The organism is Ensifer sp. GW101-20A05 (assembly GCF_059424735.1).
Window position 1 is genome coordinate 81,965 of record NZ_JBWKZT010000007.1, and the last position, 21,038, is coordinate 103,002.

Annotated in this window: 13 protein-coding genes, 2 tRNA genes and 1 riboswitch; of the genes, 3 read left to right on the top strand and 12 right to left on the bottom strand. The window is 62.2% G+C overall.

Going from position 1 to position 21,038, the window contains the following annotated elements:
- A tRNA-Asp gene (locus AC070A_RS18715) sits at positions 1 to 77 on the bottom strand.
- A gap of 451 nt (positions 78 to 528) precedes the next feature.
- Between AC070A_RS18715 and AC070A_RS18720 the strand changes: the two genes are divergently transcribed.
- A tRNA-Val gene (locus AC070A_RS18720) sits at positions 529 to 604 on the top strand.
- 254 nt (positions 605 to 858) lie between these two features.
- Here the strand turns inward: AC070A_RS18720 and AC070A_RS18725 are convergent.
- The 3 genes from AC070A_RS18725 to AC070A_RS18735 form a co-directional block, all read right to left on the bottom strand.
- Entirely contained in the window at positions 859 to 1,257 is a 399-nt protein-coding gene (locus AC070A_RS18725) for a (R)-mandelonitrile lyase (RefSeq protein ID WP_113479298.1), read from the bottom strand.
- Between the two features lie 87 nt (positions 1,258 to 1,344).
- The gene (locus tag AC070A_RS18730; RefSeq protein WP_113479299.1) at positions 1,345 to 4,803 is read right to left on the bottom strand and encodes an ATP-binding protein; all 3,459 of its coding nucleotides are present in this window, start codon (positions 4,801 to 4,803) and stop codon (positions 1,345 to 1,347) included.
- The gene (locus tag AC070A_RS18735; RefSeq protein WP_113479315.1) at positions 4,803 to 6,083 is read right to left on the bottom strand and encodes a metallophosphoesterase family protein; all 1,281 of its coding nucleotides are present in this window, start codon (positions 6,081 to 6,083) and stop codon (positions 4,803 to 4,805) included. Before AC070A_RS18735 ends, AC070A_RS18730 begins: the two co-directional genes overlap by 1 nt.
- Before the next feature lie 382 nt (positions 6,084 to 6,465).
- On the opposite strand from AC070A_RS18735, the gene AC070A_RS18740 reads away from it, so the two are divergent.
- Positions 6,466 to 8,304: a methyl-accepting chemotaxis protein gene (locus AC070A_RS18740; RefSeq protein ID WP_162770849.1), complete on the top strand. Its 1,839-nt coding sequence runs from the start codon at positions 6,466 to 6,468 to the stop codon at positions 8,302 to 8,304.
- 272 nt (positions 8,305 to 8,576) lie between these two features.
- Positions 8,577 to 9,053, top strand: a complete 477-nt coding sequence (locus tag AC070A_RS18745; protein WP_057252345.1) for a MarR family winged helix-turn-helix transcriptional regulator — start codon at positions 8,577 to 8,579, stop codon at positions 9,051 to 9,053.
- Between the two features lie 82 nt (positions 9,054 to 9,135).
- On the opposite strand, the gene AC070A_RS18750 is transcribed toward AC070A_RS18745, so the two are convergent.
- The 8 genes from AC070A_RS18750 to AC070A_RS18785 form a co-directional block, all read right to left on the bottom strand.
- On the bottom strand, positions 9,136 to 11,331 hold the full coding sequence (locus tag AC070A_RS18750) for an esterase-like activity of phytase family protein (RefSeq protein WP_113479301.1): 2,196 nt from the start codon (positions 11,329 to 11,331) through the stop codon (positions 9,136 to 9,138).
- An 88-nt stretch (positions 11,332 to 11,419) separates the two neighbouring features.
- Complete coding sequence (locus tag AC070A_RS18755) at positions 11,420 to 12,334, bottom strand: DMT family transporter (protein ID WP_192494661.1); 915 nt, start codon at positions 12,332 to 12,334, stop codon at positions 11,420 to 11,422.
- Between the two features lie 78 nt (positions 12,335 to 12,412).
- Positions 12,413 to 12,578, bottom strand: a riboswitch (FMN riboswitch).
- A gap of 125 nt (positions 12,579 to 12,703) precedes the next feature.
- A complete protein-coding gene (gene hupB, locus AC070A_RS18760) occupies positions 12,704 to 12,979 on the bottom strand; it encodes a DNA-binding protein HupB (protein WP_057252351.1) in 276 nt (91 codons plus the stop codon).
- Positions 12,980 to 13,199: 220 nt separating this feature from the next.
- A complete protein-coding gene (gene lon / locus AC070A_RS18765; protein ID WP_057252354.1) occupies positions 13,200 to 15,620 on the bottom strand; it encodes an endopeptidase La in 2,421 nt (806 codons plus the stop codon).
- 374 nt (positions 15,621 to 15,994) lie between these two features.
- Positions 15,995 to 17,272, bottom strand: a complete 1,278-nt coding sequence (clpX, locus tag AC070A_RS18770) for an ATP-dependent Clp protease ATP-binding subunit ClpX (RefSeq protein WP_034803621.1) — start codon at positions 17,270 to 17,272, stop codon at positions 15,995 to 15,997.
- 283 nt (positions 17,273 to 17,555) lie between these two features.
- The gene (locus tag AC070A_RS18775) at positions 17,556 to 18,188 is read right to left on the bottom strand and encodes an ATP-dependent Clp protease proteolytic subunit (RefSeq protein ID WP_057252356.1); all 633 of its coding nucleotides are present in this window, start codon (positions 18,186 to 18,188) and stop codon (positions 17,556 to 17,558) included.
- Positions 18,189 to 18,479: 291 nt separating this feature from the next.
- The gene (locus AC070A_RS18780; protein ID WP_058321502.1) at positions 18,480 to 20,039 is read right to left on the bottom strand and encodes a phospholipase D family protein; all 1,560 of its coding nucleotides are present in this window, start codon (positions 20,037 to 20,039) and stop codon (positions 18,480 to 18,482) included.
- Positions 20,040 to 20,057: 18 nt separating this feature from the next.
- Entirely contained in the window at positions 20,058 to 20,915 is an 858-nt protein-coding gene (locus AC070A_RS18785; RefSeq protein ID WP_058321503.1) for an endonuclease/exonuclease/phosphatase family protein, read from the bottom strand.
- Positions 20,916 to 21,038 lie beyond the last annotated feature (123 nt).

Below are 21,038 nucleotides of genomic sequence, written 5' to 3' on the forward strand. Positions count from 1 at the left end.
TGGCGCGAGTGACGGGGCTCGAACCCGCGACCTCCGGCGTGACAGGCCGGCACTCTAACCGACTGAGCTACACCCGCATCATCTTGACTTGGTTGGAGCGTTTCCGCCCCGGCACCGAGCGGGCTTGCCCGTTCGATGAGCGGCTAACTAAGCGGTTCGCATTTGGGTGTCAAGCGTGTTTGAAGACAAATCCGTGACGGAGCGAAAAATGATCCACAGGGCAAGGTGACGACAATGTTCAGGAGGCCGGATCATGCGCACGACGCAGCCATACGCCCACTCCGATTGCCTCTTCCATCCTCTACGATGATCCCGAACGGCAAATCTTTATCTCTCGCCCTCCCTGCCACGGGTGACGGCCGAAGACACGCTTTCTTGTCCACAACTAGGAACCCCGGCAATTCAGGGCATCGCGCGATCCAAGACAAAAAAAATCATAAAAACGATACAAATGCTCTTGCGGTTTTTTTCGGTTACGCATAGATCACGGCCACCGACGCGGCGGACTGATCCGGTCCAAACGCGGAAGGGCGATTAGCTCAGTTGGTAGAGCGCCTCGTTTACACCGAGGATGTCGGGAGTTCGAGTCTCTCATCGCCCACCATTTTCCTTCTCCTCCCAATTCATCGCATAAGACAGCGACCTCGCGGCGTTAGAACCTTGTTGCGTTCGTGACTGTTCATAGGCCGAGAATGCGTTCGCTCCGGCGGCGCCTATCTGTGCCACGATAGCGCTGATGTTGAGCGGCGCCTGTCGGGGACAGAAGCGGCTGTGCCTGACAGCCGCCGTCAGCCATGCACTCCCCATCATCGACGTGACCGGCCGTTCCTGTCGGTCAGCTGATTCTGTCGCGTGGCTCTACGCCCCGCGATACTGTTCGTCGGTCACATGCTCCAGCCAATCCACAGCCTTGCCGTCGAGCGCTTCCTGAATCGCAAGATGAACCATTGCGGTATCGGGTGCGGCACCGTGCCAGTGTTTTTCGCCCGGCGGGAACCAGACCACGTCGCCGACACGAATCTCGCGCACCGGGCCGCCCCAGCTTTGCGCGAGGCCGCGGCCGGCGGTCACGATCAATGTCTGACCAAGTGGATGGGTGTGCCAGGCCGTGCGGGCGCCCGGCTCGAAGGTAACGCTGACGGCGCGGATCCGCGCCGGATCTGCGGTCTCGATGACCGGATCCTGCCGCACCGTACCGGTGAAATACTCAGCCGGCGCGCGCATCGAAGGTCTCGACCCACCGGGTATGATGTCCATCTCTCGTTCCTCCGGATTTCGTTTGCGGCGCTTCTTTTCAGCGAAAGCGCGTCACGGCCAACAGGCACCGCCACGCCCGCGAGCCTATCATAACCTGTGGATTGTCACAGTCGGGCAGGCACTGCGGGCGATCTCGCAAAGATGTTCGTGATGCGTCAGGTAGATCACCTGGCCCACGCGCGCCATTTCGGCCATTTGCTCGAAGGCGCGGCCAGCACGCCCGTCGTCGAAGGTCTCCATGATGTCGTCGGCGATAAAGGGCAGCGATTCGCGTGCTGCCGCGATTTCGTGATAGCCGGCGATCCTGAGCGCCAGATAGAGTTGGAATCGGGTGCCCTTGGAGAGATCCTTGGCAAGTTTCGATCCACCACCAGCGGCATTGGCGATCAGGAACTCCTGTCCCTTGTCGGACTGCGCCGACAGGCCGGAATATTCTCCACCGCTGATCCGGCTGAACGTTTCCGAGGCGCGGCGCATCATTGCGCTGCGATGCCGCTCGCGGAAAAGCCGAAGCGCCGTCTCCGCTGCGAAGACGCCGGCCCGGAGCCGCAGATAGGCAAGCGCCTTGCTCTCGATGTCGAGCAGCAGCGTTCGCCGCTTCTGATCGAGCTCGGCAACCGTGTCCCCGCCTTCGATATCGGCGAGTGCCTTCTCCTTGCCGCGCATATCCGTGTGCAACTCGCTGACTTCGCGGTCGCTGTCTTCGAGCGCCGCATCGAGCCGCGCCAATTCCAACCGGACTGCCGCGTCATCGAGTTCGGTGAGCAACACCTCGGCCTGCTCGCACGTGGAGACGCCTAATCGGGAAGCGATATCCGCTTCCAGTTCGGCAATTCGCTGGCGCAGGCGCCCCTGCTCGCGCGCGGCTTCGAACTGCTGCATGGCATCGTCGACCGTTTCACAGTCGAAAAACTCCAGGACGAGGCGCCGGCGCGCTATGTGGAGCTCTTGCTCGGCACAGATTGCGCGTCGCTCGTCGTCCAAGCGGGCCAGCTCCGACAGGAACGTCGCCCGGCGGTCGGAAAGCCGCTGGGCCTCGGCGGCACGCGCCTTGAGCGCCGTAAACGTTGCGAACGTATCGTCTGTCAGCGGTCCGCCAGCGAGGTCGGCGATGGCACGTTCGAATGCCGCCTGATCCTTGCGCATCCCGGCGACACGATACTCGAGATCGGCCTTGCGCTGTACGAGCTTGTCCAGGTCCTGCAGGACCGCAAGCATCGCGCCAATCTGCTCCGGCACGAGCCGGTCGCTGCGTTCCGCAAGCCAGCTCTTGGCAAGAAGCGTATTCCACTGCTCCTGCCAGGTGGCCATTTCGGTTTCAGCAAGATCAAGTGTCGAGCGTCGGCTTTCAAGAACCATCGCGCTGCGCTTTGCCGCCTCGCGGGCCGTGTTGCGGGCGGCGGCTGAGGTCTGTGCCTGCGATACGACACGCTCTGCGATCTGCAGGAGATCGTCGAGTCGCTCCGACAGCCCTCCTTCCATGCCGATGCCGGTGAGTTCGTCGCTGAGCCCGCGAATCGCTTCGGCCTCCTCGGCATGCGCCCGGTCGAACTCCAGACGGACAGAGCGCAATTGCGCGCGAAGTTCGAGCGCCGAACCCCGGATAACGAGCCAGGCTTCCAGTTGCGGCAAGCCCATGACGCTGGGCAGGCCGCAGGATGTAGCGACGGCTTCCAGAGACTGCGCCTGGACCGCCACCTCCTCGCTGCATCGCTGCTGCTGCTCGCGCAGCGCCGCAAGGCGGGCGCGTCTCTCGGCGATCGAAAGAGACAGGCCGCGCATATCCGCGAGCCGCGCCGTTTCAGCGAGGCGCAGCGTGGTAATTTCGTCATCCCTGCCCATCGCCTCTTCGAAAGCGACAGCCGTTTCCTGAAGGAGCCGGCCCTTGTGCCGCTCCCAGGCCTCGTCACGACGGCGACGCAGTGCCGCGGCCGAAACATCGTCCAGAGTGCCGCCAACGGCGGACTGCGCGGCCAGCCGCGCCTCCTCGCCCACAAGCAGCTCCTGCTCGCCGGCAACGCGATCGGATACGCGCGCTTGCCGCTCTTCCAAAGTGGCTGCGGCCCTACGCAACGCCTCAAGCGCTCCGGGCGCTGGAACGCTGAGCGCCAGCAGATCGTCGGCGCTTCCAGCGAAAGGCTTCAGCTGCAGCAGCTTGTCGGCAAGTTCCGCTTCCAGCCGATCCAGAGATTGCGCCGCGGCCTGTTTCCGAAGCAGGCAGTCACTGCGACGCAGCAGCGTCAGTCGCCCCGAAAGACCGGAGGTGTCCGCCAGCCCCCCTTCTCCATCAATCCGCACCAGCTCACATTCAGCGATCCGTTTTTCCTCGACCGCGGCTTGCACTTCGTGGTGAGCCGAAGCGCACCGTTCGGCCAGTGCAGAATGTCGGCGCGCCAGATCCTGCAGTCGCGCACCGACCCCTGCCGGCAGCAGCAGATCGGCAGGGTCGCGGTCTGCCGGTTCACCGAGCCGCAGCAGGCAACCGACGATCTCCGTCGACGTTCTCGCCAACTCTTCCAATCGCGACGGCATATCGCGCGCGGCCGTGACATAGCGCGCATCGAGGGCCGTCTCCTGCAGCGCCGTCAGCCGTTCGGCCAGGCACAGCCCTTTTTTGTCGAGCGGAAGCTCTTCCAACGCATTGCGGCGGTGCTGCATCTCGCTTTGGTTCTGCCGAAGCCTGACCTCGATCTCCGCTTCCTGGCGGCGAAGCGCCGGCAGCTCGGCTGCCCACTCGGTCGGCGGGACCGGCAGCACCGGCGCGCTCGCCAGTTCCATGCGAAGCGCACGCAGCCGGCCAAAGTGCGGCAGGGCCTCGATCTCCGCCTTCAGGCGAGACTGCGCGACTCGAAGTTCGGCGCGACGTGTGATCGCTTCCTCATGCCGGTCGCGTGCTTGCGCCAGCGTCTTGCGCAGCGCCGCATATTCGCGTGCGTTGATGTCGAGGGCATTTCGCTCCGTCCTCAGGGCGTCAAGCTGCGCCTTCAGCTCTGCAAGCTGATGCTTGCGCGCCTGTGGCCGGTAGAAGGCGTCGGCCTGGCCGCGCAAGGCGGCAAGGATCGCCGTACTGTCCGGCAGTCCCGAGCTTGCGGAAAACAACAGCGACCCAAGCTCTCCCTCGCTCTTCAGGATCGCCTCGCCGCCCTTCTCGATGCTCTCGTCATCGAGCGAAAACATCGTCTGATAGGTGTCGCGGTCGATTGCGCCCAGCGCGCCGGAGAAGAGATTGTCGGGCAAAGGTTGATCGTCGGGGCCGACCAGCGAGTTCGACTTGCGTTTGACCCGGAACACGCGGTGAGTCCGATCAGCCGCCTCGATGGTGCCACCGACCCGCATTGTCGGATAGGGATGCAGGAACCCATAGGGGCTCGAGTGCTCGATCCCGAAGAGCAGATCGAGGAAGCCCGAGAACATCGTCGACTTGCCCGCCTCGTTCGGCCCGTAGACGATATGCAGATCGGGCACGCCGGCCACGCTCTCACCGAAGTCGAGACGGCGATCGGTGAATTTGCCATAGCGGACGAGATCGAGCGCGCTGAGCCGCATCAGTGGATGCCCTCGCCGGAACCGCTGCCATGAAGATGGGCAAGCACTTCCGTGCCTCCCGACGCGCTGGCCTCGAAAGCGAGGCGCTCGATCGCGTCTTCATCGGGTGCCAACGCCTGGCGCAGCTCAGGAGGCAGTTGTTGCAGCAGATCTTCCACGGCTGCCCGGACGTCCTGGCGAAATCCGTGAGCCGGCAGAACATCGGCCTCGACGAGGGCCACCAGCTCATCGACCGGATCCAGCATTGCACCCGCTTTTTCCACCAGGGGATTGCCGCAGGCGAGTTCCAGCTTCTCGATCCAGCAACCGACGATGCCTGCCGCGATGTTGTCGATCTCGGCGCGCAACAAATCCGTGTCGCGGCGAAGGCGCCAGACCAGTTGCGTCGCCCCCGTGAGCGTTACGCGCAGGATCACATTTTCCGCCGGCGTATCCACAGATGTCCGCACAAGCGCCTGCCTGACCGCATCGAGCACGTCGCGCCACTCGGAGAGGCCGGTGATATCGACTGACAGGCGCTCGAAGCTGGCGATGCCGATCGGCAGTTCGTTAATCTCGATCCGGCCGTCGTCATCGATCGCCACCAGTGTCACGCTCTTCACACCGGCTTCGTTGACATCGCGGCCCTGCGGTATGCCGGGCATGACGACGAAGGGGGCCGTTGCATGGATCTGGCGTTGATGGATGTGGCCGAGAGCCCAGTAGTCAAAACCATGTGCCACGAGGTCGGCGGCGCTGCAGGGCGCGTAGAGATCATGGCCGGCCGCACCGGCAAGGCTTGTGTGCAGCATGCCGATGTTGAGCGCGCCCGACATCGGCGGCTGAAAGGCCGGCAGCAGGCTTTCCGGCGCGTGCGGGCTGGCGAAACTCACCCCGTGCACATAGACGTCGCGCCCGCTTGCCAAGGTCTTGGCAAGAACGGCCTTCGCTCTGCCTTTGAACACATGCGCCGAAGGCGGCAAAGTGAGCTCGTTGGTGACTTGCGACTGGGCATCGTGGTTGCCACGGATGATGAACGTCCGGATCCCCGCCTCATCCAGCCGGCGCAACTCCCGCCCGAGAAACAGCGCCGTGTTCATCGACGTCTGGCTGCCATCATAGAGATCGCCTGCAATCAGCAGCGCATCGACCTTTTCGGCAATGCAGAGATCGACGATCTTGACGAAGGCGCGCCTGGACGCGCCGCGCACGATCTCCGCGAGGTCGGCGTTTCTAAGGGCGAGGCTGCGGAGGGGCGAATCGAGATGAAGATCTGCGGTATGGACGAAGCGGAAGGGCATGGCCGACCATGGCCCGGCAGGCCGGCGCCCGTCAATCAGTGGCGACCCTTCATCCACGTGGGAGATTGGTCGGCTGCAGACGAGCATTCTTCAGACCATCCAAGTAAAGCCAAGACTAATACAGAACATCTCCGCAGAGACTGCCGAAAACGAATGATCAACAGCACGGCAGGAGTACCTGCAAATATCAGATTATACTCACTTTAATCGATTAGGGTTTTTGTAAGATCTTGTTCGCTAGGTTTCCGTCGGCTGCGCTCCCAGCGCATCCAGGCACCGGAATGATTCCTGCTTCGGCATCCGCTCCGTCATGACGATCAAGAGCCGGAACGACTTCATCAAGTACAGCTTTTATGGACGGCCGTCCTTCCGGGGGGAACCTATGTCACGACTCAAGATTTCACACACGCTCATTGCCCTCTTCCTCGTGGTCGCCGTCATCGTCGCGGCGCTCGCCGTCTCGTCGCTCGGCGGCATCAAGATGATGAACGAGCGCAACAACGAGATCGCCACCACCTGGCTGCCGCGTGTCTCGCTTTCCCGCGCGCTCGAAACCCAGCTTTCCGATACGCGCATGGCCTTTGCGCGCCACCTGATCTCGCTGACGCCCTTCGAAAAGAAGGCCGCGGAAAAAGTCATCGGCCAGACCGTCGAAGGCTTCAACAAGCTCGCCGACGACTATGCGGCGCTGATGGTAACGGACGCCGACAAGGCCGCGCTGGAAAAGGTACGCGCTGCCTATCAGGCCTACCTTTCCATCGCCGATGGCATGGTTAAGCTCTCCAACAACCTCGAGAACATGAAGGCGCAGAGCGTCTTCAAGGTCGAGATGCGGGAGACCGAGCAGAAGGTCGACGAGGCGATCAAGGAAGTACGCGCGCTCAACGTCGCCGGCGCCGACGCCGCGGTTGCAGCAAGCTCGGCAACGCACGACCAGATCCGCATGATCGAAATGGCAGTCATCGCCGTCGCGGCGATCATCGTGCTCGGCGCCATTCTCTATGCCGTGCGCGGTATCGCCCGCCCGATCCAGATCATCACCCGTTCGATGGCGCGCCTTGCGGAAGGCGACACGGACACCAGCATCCCCTACGGTGCCCGCAAGGACGAAATCGGCGAGATGGCCCGTGCCGTCGAAGTCTTCCGTCAGGCGGCAATCACCAACCAGCAGCTCGAAGCGGATGCCCAGACACAGCGCGCCCAGGCTGAAGCCGATCGCCTGCGTCTGACCGAGGAAGCCGAAACGGCGGCACAGCGCCGCCTCCAGGAAGCGACGGCCGGTCTTGCTGGCGGCCTGCGCCGGCTTGCCTCCGGCGATCTCGCCTTCCAGCTCGACGAACCTTTTGCACCGGACTTCGAGCAGCTCCGCCACGACCTGAACCAGGCCGTCGCCCAACTGGCCGATACGCTTGCCGCCGTTTCGGCCAGCTCCGGCAGCATCGACAGCGGTGCGCGCGAAGTCAGCCAGAGCGCCGACGACCTGTCGCGTCGGACCGAGCAGCAGGCAGCCTCACTGGAAGAGACGGCCGCTGCGCTCGACCAGATCACCGTCAATGTCGGCAATTCGTCGAAGCGCACCAACGAGGCCCGTGCCGTCGCCGGCCAGGCAAACGAAAGCGCCCGCAAGTCCGGCGCCATCGTCTCGGGCGCGGTCGATGCCATGGGCCGGATCGAGCATTCGTCGAGCCAGATCTCGAACATCATCGGCGTCATCGACGAAATTGCCTTCCAGACGAATCTTCTGGCGCTGAACGCCGGCGTCGAAGCAGCCCGCGCCGGCGATGCCGGCAAGGGTTTCGCCGTCGTCGCTCAGGAAGTCCGCGAGCTTGCCCAGCGCTCGGCCAATGCGGCCAAGGAGATCAAGGACCTGATCCGCAACTCCGCCGTCGAAGTCGAAAGCGGCGTCCGGCTCGTGCGCGAAACCGGCGAGGCTCTCCGCACCATCGAAGGCTTCATCGTCACGATCAACCAGCACATGGATGCGATCGCCATCTCGGCGCAGGAGCAGTCCGCCGGACTGTCGGAGGTCAACACCGCCGTCAACCAGATGGATCAGGTGACGCAGCAGAACGCCGCCATGATCGAGGAAGCCAATGCCGCAAGCGCCACGCTTGCCCAGGAAGCCGGCCGCCTACGCGAGCTGATCGCCCGCTTCACGCTGGAAGAGGCTCAGGCCTACGGCTACGCGCCGTCGGCCGGCTCGACGCGCCGGGCGGCATAACCACGACGCGCGCCCGTGCTTGGTTTTTCGCGGGCGGGCGCCGGAGATCTCGCAACCGACCTTGAAGTGTATGAGCAATCATCGCCTGTGTTCGGGACACGAAATTCTTGACAAACCAACAGAAACGGCCGCCGAAAACGGCGGCCGTTTCTTTGCCTGCCAAGTGCTTACCGTGAAGTCCCAGAGGTTTCTGTCGACAAAGGTGGCAATTGTAACTATCACTAATGTTACTGCCATTTCACATGGCACCTCATGAAATTCCAGCGACGATCATGAAGAAGACATTTGAAGTTTCCGATAGACTGTTCGAGCTCTACCACCGGGTCCACCGGCTGGTGAACGAATCGATGACCGAAGAAGGCGTGTCGCTGGCACGCAGCAAGTTCCTCTTCTTCCTGAGCAAGCTCGGTCCCTGTCGCTCGACCGATATCGCCTGTGCGCTGAACTTCGCGCCGCGCACGGTCACCGAGGCCATCGACGGTCTGGAACGCGACCGCCTGGTGATGCGCAAGCCCGATCCCGAGGACCGGCGCGCCAAGATCGTCTCGATTACCGAAACGGGCCGCGTCGTGCTTGAGGCCGCCGAGCATCCACGCAAGCAACTGCTCGAGGAGATTTTCTCGGCGCTCGACGACGAGGAACTCGATGCCCTCTACGGCATCGTCGGCAAGCTGGTCGACAGGACGGACGAGATCCGCAAGCGCAAGGATGAGGCCGAAGAGGCGGCGCAGGTCGCTGTCGCCCGCTAGTCGCTATTTCCTACCAGTCCGAAACAGAAAGAGGCCGGGGCATCATGTCCCGGCCTCTTCCGTTTTCTCCGGGCGTTAACGCTTACATCGCGTTGATCGCGCCAATGGAGAAGAACAGGGTTTCGCCGGAGGAGTCGTCGACACCGTCATTGTCGGTCACGACATAGCCATTGCCGGCTGCATCGACTGTGAAGCCCTCGACCTTGTCGACGACATAGCCGTTGAGCGCCTTCAGGTCCGGAATGAGGTCACGAACCTCCTCCTTCTTGACGACAGGCAGTTCGCCACCAAGTGCTGCCGGCTTCAGTTCCGTCAGCGCGACGCGATAGATCTTCTTGAGCTTGGCTGCCTGGCCGATCAGGTTGTCGCGCTCGATGATGTAGGCGTAGCCACCATGAACGGAGATTTCCGACAGGCCGACCCAGCCGTCACCGGCCTTTTCCAGGGGGTAGCGCACGGCACCCCACTCTTCGCTCTTCGGCTTGTAGGAGACGAGCTTGACGAAGCCCTTCTCGTCGTCCTTCCATTCGCGCTGAACAGCCATCCACAGCGTCTGGTCGTCGCCTTGGCCAATAACGGTGATGCCTTCGAAGCCGAAGCGGGTTTCGCCGGCACGCAGCGCCTCAGGCAGGGCGATTTCCTTCTTGATCTCGCCCTTCTTGTTCACGTGGAAGAGCGCGTGGCTGTAGAGCTTGTCGGAATTGCCTTCCGATGCGAGCCAGAAACCCCCTTCCCCGTCATTGGCGATCCCCTCGATGTCGAGCTTCTGAGCCGGTGCGCCGTCACGGGTGATGGCGAGCGTCTCGGTGATCAGCGCCGGCTTCTGGGTGGCGTCGATGGTGAAGATCGTCGGCTGCGACGAGAAGACCGAGTCGTTGACGGCGCGCAGGAAGCCCGGCTTGTCCGAGACGGCAACAAGACCGGAGAGTGCACCGAAGCCGATCGGCAGCCCGTCTTTCTCGGCGGACCGGATCTGCGGATAGGCGGCTTCGCCCTCAGCGCGCTCATAGATCATCACATGCGAACGTGCGCCGCCGGCCTCGCCTAGGTCGACTTCATTGGCGGTCGCAAGCAGGTTGCGCGACGAGATCGCGACGGCGCCTTCCGGCGAGATGCCCGACGGCAGCAGCTGCAGCAGTTCGGGCTCCGCGCCCGTGTCCTTGTAGACGCCGACGACGGAAGCCCGTTCGGCGAGCAGGAAGAACAGGTTGTCGTCGCCAAACTTGGCCGCTTCCAGACCTTCGGGCTCCACGCCCTTGGCCGACGAGCGCTTTTCCGGGTAGTGGCCGATCGCGGCAACGGCATGCTCGAAGCTGGCGCCTGATTCGTAGAGCACCTTGCCGCTGGTGTCGAAGATCGTGAAGCCGCGCGAGCCGCCTTCGTAGTCACCTTCGTTGGCAACGACGATGCGGTTATCGTCGAGCCACTTCACCGCATCGGGCTCGCGCTTGCGGCCCGGCTGCTCGTCCTTGAAGGCGATGGCGCCGTTGCGCTTGATGTCGATATCCTTGAGGTCGACGGTGCCAGCAGAGAAGTGCGTCTTCACCGTCGCAGTCTTGCCGTCGATGACGACGATGTGGTTGTTCTCCTGCAACGTCAGCGCAATCTCGTCCTTGCCGTTGAAGGAGACGAATTCCGGCTCCGGATCTTCGCCAGCGATTTCGGCAAGACCCGTCAGCGTCACGCGCTTCAGCGAGCCGCAATCGGCAACGCCGTCCTTCAAGGACAGGATCACCAGATCGCCGGCCGGCATCTGCGGGATCTTGCCGTCGTTCACTTCCTCGTCGCGCTCGTTTTCAATGGCGATGGCTGCAAGCGTACGGTCCTTGTTGACGGCAACCGAGTCCGGCTGACCGCCGAGATCGCAGGTCGCATCCACCTTCTTCGACGCCAGGTCGACGATTGCCAGAAGACCGGAAGGCTTGACGAAGCTTTCGCGCGTGTTGACCGCAACGAGCGCCTTGGCGCCGGCAACAGTAACGGAGGTCGGCTCACCGTCGAAAGAGATTGTGCCGGCTGCCTTCGGCGCCTTGGCATCGGTGATGTCGATCAGGCCGACGCGCTTGCCCGGGCTGTCGGAGTAGATCAGCGTATTGCCGTCTTCGCTGGCCGTGATGATCTCGGCGGACGTCGGCGCTTTGCGCGCGTCACCATCGGGCAGATTGTCGGCAACGGCAAAGGACGCAATACGATTGAATACAGGTTCAGCCGCCGCAGGAAATGCCGCGGAAGCAAGAAGGACGGCCGCGAACGCGGTCACGCGCGAAGTAATGATCATTGAAATCCCCCATGGAGAATACTGAAAACATGGGGGTTCTGCGCGACTGCGATGACAGCCGAATGACACCGGCCGGGTTTTACACCGTTCAGGTTGCAACAGCCTCCCGTTCGCGCCGACTCTCGTTGCGCATGATGAACAGTGACGCGCCAAGGATCAGGACCGCACCGAACCAGAGATAGCCTGTCGGTGCGTAACCGAAGACCAGCCAGCCGGCAAAGACATTGAGCGGCAGCTTCAAATCATCGAAGGGCTGCACATAGGCGGCATCGGCAACCGTATAGGCGAGCGTCAGCAAATATTGCGCGAACACTGTCATGACCCCGGCGAGCACGAGAAGGCCGAGCGCCATGCCCTGCGGCACCGCGAAACCGGCCGTGAGCGCAATGGCGCCATTGATCGGGGTCAAAAGGACAAGCAGCCAGATGGTGATGGTTTCGGGACGCTCGCTGCTCGTCAGGCTCTTGGTGATGAGCGACGAGGCGCCCCAGAGCAAGGCGGAGAGGATCGGCAGCAGCGCTGCCCAGGTGAAGCTGTCCGACCAGGGTTCAAGAATGATCATCGCACCGGCAAATCCGACCGCGGTCGCGGTCCAGCGGGCCGGACCGACGCGTTCGCCGAGAAACAGGCGAGCGCCAAGGATGATGAAGAACGGCGAGGTCATCACCAGGGCAATCGCCTGCCAGATCGGCACATGCGCAAGGCTGGAGACCCAGGCCCCGACGCCGAAGGCCGCGAGGGCCACGCGCACGACGTGGCGCCACGGGTAATCGGTGCGCATCGCCGAAAGTCCGACGCGCCGCAGGAACGGCAAAGAAAAGAGAAGGGCGAAGGCATATTGCCAGAAGGCCGTGGCGGCAGCGGGAAAGCCGAGTTTCATCGTCAGCCATTGGGTAACGACATTGAGCCCGGCGAAGGCAATACCGGCCAGCACCATGAAGCCGGCACCGGCCATGGCGCGCGAGGAGGACAAACCGAGGGAAGTCTGATTCATGTCACGCATCCTGAGAAATGGACAAACACAAATCAGGACGCATGAGCGCACGGCACGACGCCGGGCAGCCCTGCTCTTCGTGCCGACGACCATTCTCTTTCATCCGGACTATGACCGTCGGCTCCGGAATTGCACCGGATCTGCTGACCCCTTCCCCGCTTCAGGAGAAAGGCGCTCGCGGGCTTGGGTCACCGCATGATATTGCAGCGCCCTTACCGCCGGTGGGGACTTTCACCCCGCCCTGAGAATGGGCAAGCCGTAGAGCAAATGGCAGGAGGCCGCAAGGGCAGCCCCCCGGAATGCGAAAGGGTCCGGCTTTCGCCGAACCCTCGAATACCTGGACTGCCGGCCTCGTGTCCGACCGCCAAGCAAATCTGATCAGCCGTTGACGGCGTCCTTCAGGCCCTTGCCGGCCGTGAACTTCGGCACATTACGAGCCGGGATGTCAACTTCCGCACCCGTGGACGGGTTGCGGCCCTTCGAGGCTTCGCGGCGCGAAACCGAGAAGTTGCCGAAGCCGACCAGGCGAATGTCGCCGCCGCTCTTCAGCTCGCCCTGGATGGTCTCGAAAACTGCATCAACTGCAGAAGATGCGTCGGTCTTGGAAAGTCCGGCCTTCTCAGCAACGGCAGACACGAGCTCATTTTTGTTCATGTTTCCACCCCTTTCAGATTGGTTCGAAACGACTGTGTTTTAAGCCGCGGCGGCTTGCGCATCGCCCGCGTCTTGCCTTTCCCAATTGCGCCTAATCCCTTGGAATGCAAGGCTTGCAGGGCGCTTTTACAACAAAAAAGACCGGCCAGAGGCCGGTCTTCCCAATTTTTCTGCAAAATGGGCGCCGCGTGAGGTCGCTGCGCCCATTCACCGGCACTTTTTAGTGGGCGATCGAGGTGCCTGCTTCGTCCTGCGAATCAACCACTGCGACGGTTGCCGGCTCCCTTGCCGGGTCCCATTCGATCGGTTCCGGCATGCGCGCCAGAGCGTGTACAAGCACCTCGCCCATCCGCGAAACCGGGATGATTTCGAGCGCGTTCTTCACGTTATCCGGGATCTCGGCGAGATCCTTCGCGTTCTCTTCGGGGATCAGCACCTTCTTGATGCCTCCCCGGAGCGCTGCCAGCAGCTTCTCCTTGAGACCGCCGATCGGCAGCACGCGGCCGCGCAGCGTGATCTCGCCGGTCATCGCGACGTCCTTGGAGATCGGGATGCCGGTCATGATCGACACGATCGCGGTTGCCATGGCGACACCGGCCGACGGACCATCCTTCGGCGTCGCACCTTCCGGCACGTGCACGTGGATGTCGCTCTTGTCGAACATCGGAGGCTCGATGCCGAAATCGATCGCCCGCGAGCGGACATAGGACGCCGCCGCCGAAATCGATTCCTTCATCACGTCACGCAGGTTGCCGGTGACCGTCATGCGGCCCTTGCCGGGCATCATGACGCCTTCGATCGTCAGCAGTTCGCCGCCGACCTCGGTCCAGGCAAGACCCGTGACCACGCCGATCTGATCGTCGCGTTCGGCTTCGCCGTGACGGAAGCGCGGAACACCAAGGTAGTCGTTGATGTTGTCCGCCGTGACTTCGACCGTCTTCGTCTTGCCCTTGATGATCTCGGTCACCGCCTTGCGGGCGAGCTTCATCAATTCGCGCTCGAAGTTACGAACACCGGCTTCCCGCGTGTAGGTCTGGATGACCGCCATCAGGGCTCCGTCAGTCACGGAGAACTCCTTCGGCTGCAGCGCGTGGTCGCGGATCGCCTTCGGCAGCAGATGCCGCTTGGCGATCTCCAGCTTTTCCTCTTCGGTGTAGCCGGCGATGCGGATCACTTCCATACGGTCCATCAACGGCGCCGGAATGTTCAGCGTGTTGGCCGTGGTGATGAACATCACGTTGGACAGGTCGTATTCGACTTCCAGGTAGTGGTCCATGAAGGTCGAGTTCTGTTCCGGATCCAGCACCTCGAGCAGAGCCGACGACGGATCGCCGCGGAAGTCCTGGCCCATCTTGTCGATTTCGTCGAGCAGGAACAGCGGGTTGGACCGCTTCGCCTTCTTCATCGACTGCACCACCTTGCCCGGCATGGAGCCGATATAAGTGCGGCGGTGACCGCGGATCTCGGCTTCGTCACGAACGCCGCCGAGCGCCATGCGCACATATTCGCGGCCGGTCGCCTTGGCGATCGACTTGGCGAGCGAGGTCTTGCCGACGCCCGGAGGGCCGACGAGGCACAGGATCGGGCCCTTGATCTTCGACGAACGCGCCTGCACGGCGAGATACTCGACGATGCGTTCCTTGACCTTATCGAGACCGAAATGATCCGTGTTGAGCACGTTTTCGGCATGGTTCAGGTCGGTCTTGATCTTCGACTTCTTGCCCCAGGGCAGACCGAGCAGCCAATCCAGATAGTTGCGAACCACGGTCGCTTCCGCGGACATCGGGCTCATCTGGCGCAGCTTCTTCAGTTCAGCGTCAGCCTTTTCGCGCGCTTCCTTGGAGAGCTTCGTCTTGGCGATGCGCTCCTCGATCTCGGCCATCTCGTCACGGCCATCCTCGCCGTCGCCGAGTTCCTTCTGGATCGCCTTCATCTGTTCGTTGAGGTAGTACTCGCGCTGGGTCTTTTCCATCTGGCGCTTGACGCGCGAGCGGATGCGCTTTTCGACCTGCAGGACGGAAATCTCACCTTCCATGAAGCCGAGCGCCTTTTCCAGACGCATCTTCACGCTGGTGGTCTCCAGCATTTCCTGCTTCTCGACGATCTTGATCGACAGGTGCGAGGCGACCGTATCGGCCAGCTTCGAATAGTCTTCGATCTGGCTGGCGACACCGACGACCTCGGGGGAGATCTTCTTGTTGAGCTTCACATAGCTCTCGAACTCGGAAACGACCGAGCGGCTCAGCGCTTCGATTTCGACCGGATCTTCTTCCGGCTCGCTCAGCGTGTGCGCTGATGCCTCATAGAATTCGTCGCGCGGCGTGTAGCCGTCAATCTTGGCGCGCGCGCGGCCTTCGACCAGCACCTTGACGGTGCCGTCGGGCAGCTTCAGCAGTTGGAGGACATTGGCGATGGTGCCGACTTCATAGATCGCGGACGGTTCCGGATCGTCGTCGGTGGCGTTGATCTGGGTGGCAAGCATGATCTGCTTGTCGGTGCCCATGACTTCCTCAAGCGCACGGATCGACTTTTCGCGGCCGACGAAGAGCGGCACGATCATGTGCGGGAAGACTACGATGTCGCGGAGCGGCAGGACCGGGTAGGTCGCGCTTTCAGTCGCCGGTGACGTTTTGTTCGTCATGTCATTTCCTTTCCGTCCCGATTTCGGGCCCGTTCCCGGGAGCCCCGCAGGCACTCCCGGTTGTCATATTTTCCACATCAAAGTGGAGTGCCACCGCGTCCATTTCAAGGCTGGACGCGACACCCACCAACCGTGGCCGGGTCCTTCTGACTACGCATCATTTCTGTTGCGGGCCTTGCGACGGAGAACGAGGCTCAAGGACGCGCAACGATAAAGGTCCTTCATTGAATCGTCACATCATTGCGTTGTTTGAGACACTTTAGCAACAATCGAATTGTGAAATCTGCGCTCGGGCGCCTTTGTCTCAACAGCTAAGTGCGCGAACATGAAAAAGCCCGCACAAGGCGGGCTTCTCAAACGATAATTCGGCGTTATCAGGCCGAAACGTTGGTCTTTTCGTCCGACCGCTCGGAGTAGATGTAGAGCGGCCGCGCCGCGCCCTTGACCACCTCGTCGGAGATGACCACTTCGCGCACGCCTTCGAGCGTTGGCAGCTCGAACATCGTGTCGAGCAGGATCTTCTCCATGATCGAACGGAGGCCGCGGGCGCCGGTCTTGCGCACGATCGCCCGGCGGGCAATCTCGCGCAGCGCGTCCTCGTGGAAGGTCAACTCGACGTCTTCCATCTCGAACAGGCGCTGATACTGCTTGATCAGAGCGTTCTTCGGCTCGGACAGGATCTGGATCAGCGCATCTTCATCGAGATCTTCGAGCGTCGCCAGAACCGGCAGGCGGCCAATGAATTCCGGAATGAGACCGAACTTGACCAGATCTTCCGGCTCGAGTTCGCGCAGAACCTCGCCGACGCGGCGATCTTCCGGCGAGCGGACCGTCGCGCCGAAACCGATCGAGGTCTTCTCGCCACGGGCGGAGATGATCTTGTCGAGGCCGGCGAATGCGCCGCCGCAGATGAACAGGATGTTGGTGGTGTCGACCTGCAGGAATTCCTGCTGCGGATGCTTGCGACCACCCTGTGGCGGAACCGAAGCAACAGTGCCTTCCATGATCTTGAGCAGCGCCTGCTGCACGCCCTCGCCCGAAACATCGCGGGTGATCGACGGGTTGTCGGACTTGCGGGAAATCTTGTCGACTTCGTCGATGTAGACGATGCCGCGCTGCGCGCGCTCGACGTTGTAGTCGGCGGCCTGGAGCAGCTTGAGGATGATGTTTTCGACGTCTTCACCGACGTAACCGGCTTCGGTCAGCGTCGTGGCGTCGGCCATGGTAAACGGCACGTCGATGATGCGGGCGAGCGTCTGGGCGAGATAGGTTTTGCCGCAGCCGGTCGGGCCGACGAGCATGATGTTGGACTTCGCCAGTTCGACGTCGCTGCCCTTGGCGGCATGCGCCAGGCGCTTGTAGTGGTTGTGCACGGCCACCGAGAGGATGCGCTTCGCCTGCTGCTGGCCGATGACGTATTCGTCGAGGACCTTGATGATTTCCTGAGGGGTCGGCACACCGTCGCGGGACTTGACCATCGAGGTCTTGTTCTCTTCGCGAATGATGTCCATGCACAGTTCGACGCATTCATCGCAGATGAAGACGGTCGGTCCGGCAATCAGCTTACGGACTTCGTGCTGGCTTTTGCCGCAGAACGAACAATAAAGCGTATTCTTCGAGTCACCGCCGTTGCTTCCGCTGACCTTGCTCATTTCCACTTCCTTCCAGCTCGCCGGACACTTCAAGCGAAGTATCGCGGACCACTCAATTCGCCCTGTAGCCTATCCTCACGCAGGGCTTCCGGGAGTACTTACCGCACCTGGGCGACCATGCCCGATGCGGCTGCAACGACTCTCCCAACTCATCCGAACACTATGCCCTCAGAATCCAACATAGCATTAACGGTCCATATTACCGGCTTTACCCTGACGATAAAGCCCTTGAGCCATTACAATTGTGTCACAATTACATCTATCGCGACACAAAAGCGCGTTATCAGGCCTGCTCGGTGCCTTCGATCTCTTCGCGCGAGGTCAGTACCTTGTCGACGATACCCCACTCCAGAGCTTCGTCCGCGCTCATGAAATGGTCGCGATCGAGCGTCTGCTCGACTTCCTCGTAGGTACGGCCGCAATGCTTGACATAGACCTCGTTGAGGCGGCGCTTCATCTTGAGGATGTCGCGGGCATGGCGTTCGATATCGGAAGCCTGGCCCTGGAAACCGCCGGAGGGCTGATGAACCATGATGCGCGCATTCGGCGTGGCGAAGCGCATGTCCTTGTGGCCGGCCGCCAGGAGCAGCGAACCCATCGAGGCCGCCTGGCCGACGCAAAGCGTCGAGACCGCCGGCTTGATGAACTGCATCGTGTCGTAGATCGCCATACCGGAGGTGACGACGCCACCCGGGGAATTGATGTAGAGCGCAATTTCCTTCTTCGGGTTTTCCGCCTCGAGGAAAAGGAGCTGGGCGCAGACGAGCGTCGCCATCTGATCTTCGACCGGACCGGTGACGAAGATGATGCGCTCCTTCAGAAGGCGCGAAAAGATATCGTAGGAACGTTCACCGCGGTTGGTCTGTTCAACAACCATCGGCACCAGTGCCAGGGCGGTATCAACGGGATTTCTCATATCGAACCTTCATCAATCGGGCTCGCAAAACCTTTGCGAGCCGGGAATCACGGGATTTGCCTTCTGTCCCTACATAGAGTGTCAACACCCTTCACTTCAAGTCGCGAAGCTTCGATAAGCTTAATCGAAGCCCCCTTTGCTGCGAAGTTCGGCGCTCCTCCACACATGGTTGTCAATAGAACCTTTTTTCGCCGACATGCGCGCCGCAAGCCGCCGCGACCGAGCATTTCACACAGGGTTCGATGACGTCGGTAAACGAACGGCAAATCGTGTATCGGCGGCGCCGCCTTCCTAGAGCTGTGACTCGATCGGCAGAATACGGATCAGGTTGGCAATCATCCGCCTGGCAAGGCTGGCATCCGGCTCGCGCCGCAACAGCCGCTCGGAGCCGTTGGCGCGATCACGCCAGACAAGCCGTGAACCGTCCATCCCGAGCCGGTAGCTGATCGACGGCGAGGTCTCCTCCTCGAACATGCTGGCCAGCTCGCCGGCAAGAGCCGCATCGGCAAAGACGACACCCATTTCCGTATTGAGCGATGCGGAGCGGGGGTCGAAGTTCATCGAGCCGACGAACCCGTTCAAGCCATCGACCACGAAAGCCTTGCTGTGCAGGCTCGCATTGCGGCGCCCGAACAACGTCATGCGGTGCCCTTCGGCAACGTCGCCCTGCTCCTTCAATTCGAAGAGAGCGATGCCGGCCTGGATGAGCTTCCGGCGGTACTTGATGTAACCGCCGTGAACGGCTGCGACATCGGTCGCTGCGAGAGAGTTGGTCAGCACCGCGACCCGAGCTCCGCGCGAAACGATGGCCGCAAGCTCTCGCGTGCCGGCAACGCCGGGGATGAAATAGGGAGAGATGATCCTCAAATCCCGCGTCGCCGCTTCGATCAACGGGAAGAGTTCGCGCAGCAACCAGTTCTGGCGCCGCTGCATCAGCGCCTTTTCCGGCGGGTCGGATGCCAGGCGGATCTGCGAACTCCAGTGAAGCCGCCGCGTGCCGTGATAGATGCCGGTTTCCTGGGCAGCCTTGTCGACGCGCTCGATGTAAAACCGGCCCGCGGGTGTCCGGGCAAGCCCGTCGACGGCCTCACGGAGCGCCGGCAAATATTGCTTGCGTGGCGTGCGCAGTGCAGCGATCGGGAGGACGGAGTCGCTGTTCCAGTACCGGTCGAACATGGCGGACGCCTGGTCCAGCACCGGCCCCACCATCCAGACGTCGAGGTCGCGGAAGTTGGAAAGCTCGGCGGCGTCGAAATAGGCGTCGCCGATGTTGCGCCCGCCGGCGATCGCGACCCGGCCATCCGCCACCCACAGCTTGTTGTGCATGCGGCGGGTGGCGCTGAAGGCGCGGATCGCCATCTCGAAGCCGCGGCGAAAGCGGTCGGTCCGCGCCCGGCTGGGGTTGAAGAGCCGCACCTCGATATTGGGGTGGGCGTCAAGCGCGATGCACATGCGATCATGAATGCCGGCGTTGATGTCATCGAGCAGCAACCGGACACATACGCCTCTGTCGGCCGCCGCCAAAATCTCTCGGGCCAGCAGAAGACCGGTCAGATCATCCTTCCAGTAATAATACTGCAGATCGAGGCTGCGCCCGGCGCGCCGCGCCGCATGCGCGCGCACTACCAGGGCCTCGATACTGTCCGACACGAGCGCCACGCCATTTGCGTTCGGGCGGCCGGCAAGAAGGGGCATGATAAGCCGATCGAGTTCCGTACCGGCCTCGGCCACCGGAAGTGCCGTTGACGGCAGCCCGTGCGGGCGCCGTCCGAACCGGCCATAGATGTAGAGGATGGCCGCCACGACCACACCGACGATCGCGGCGACGATGATCAGAACGGAGGATAACATCGAAAGCGCGCCTCGCCGTCAGACCGACCCCGCACGGCCGGCCCCAACCCGATTTCCGTCTCGGTGATCCTGCTGGGCAGCCTTCAAGGCGATGGAGGCTTTCACCGGCAGATGGTCCGATGCGATCCGCGCAAGCGGTGAGTCATGCACGGCGACCGACGTTACCAGGTGGTGCGGATTGCCAAGCACACGATCGAGCGGCAGCAGCGGAAAACGCGATGGAAAGCTCGCGACCGTGGCGTGCGACGGATCGAAAACAGGACTTAGGAAGGACAGTGACGATCTCCGGCCCATGCGCCACTCGTTGAGATCGCCGATGAGCAGCGTCGGCCGCCCGTTCGCGCCGGCTGCCGCTTCAAGGATCGCCTCGGCCTGCTGGGCGCGGGAATGCCTGAGAAGACCGAGATGGGCGGCGATGATGCGCAAGGGGCCGACCTTCAGGTCGAGATCGACGACCAGCGCGCCACGCGGCTCGACACCTGGGAGTTTCAGCTGCCTGACATCGGAAACGGCGCCCTCGCGTAGCAACAGCACATTGCCGTGCCATCCATGCCCCTTCGCCGAAAAGCCGGAGATCGGCACCGAAACGAGATGGGCCTCGCGCCGGAGATGTTCGAGATCGAGAAGACCGGCACGCTCGCCGAACCGCTGGTCCGCTTCCTGAAGCGCAACGATATCGGCGCCCAGTTCGCCAATCACATTGGCAGTCCGCCCGGGATCGAAACGGCCGTCGGTACCGACACATTTATGGATGTTGTAGGAGGCGATGACGATGTCGCCGCGGTTCACCGCAGCTTCGCGATGAACGACCGTGGGACGCCGCTTGCGGATCGCTGCCACGATCCCCGCCGATAGACTGGACTGGTTTTTTGCCATGCCGCTCCCTGCCTGCTGCCCGCATCATTGCGCAAATAGGTCACCGGGCGCCACTGAAAAAGGGTGGAGAGCAGAAGTTGTTTCGCAACTGCGATACGGGAGCGAACGGGTGGATGCCGGGAC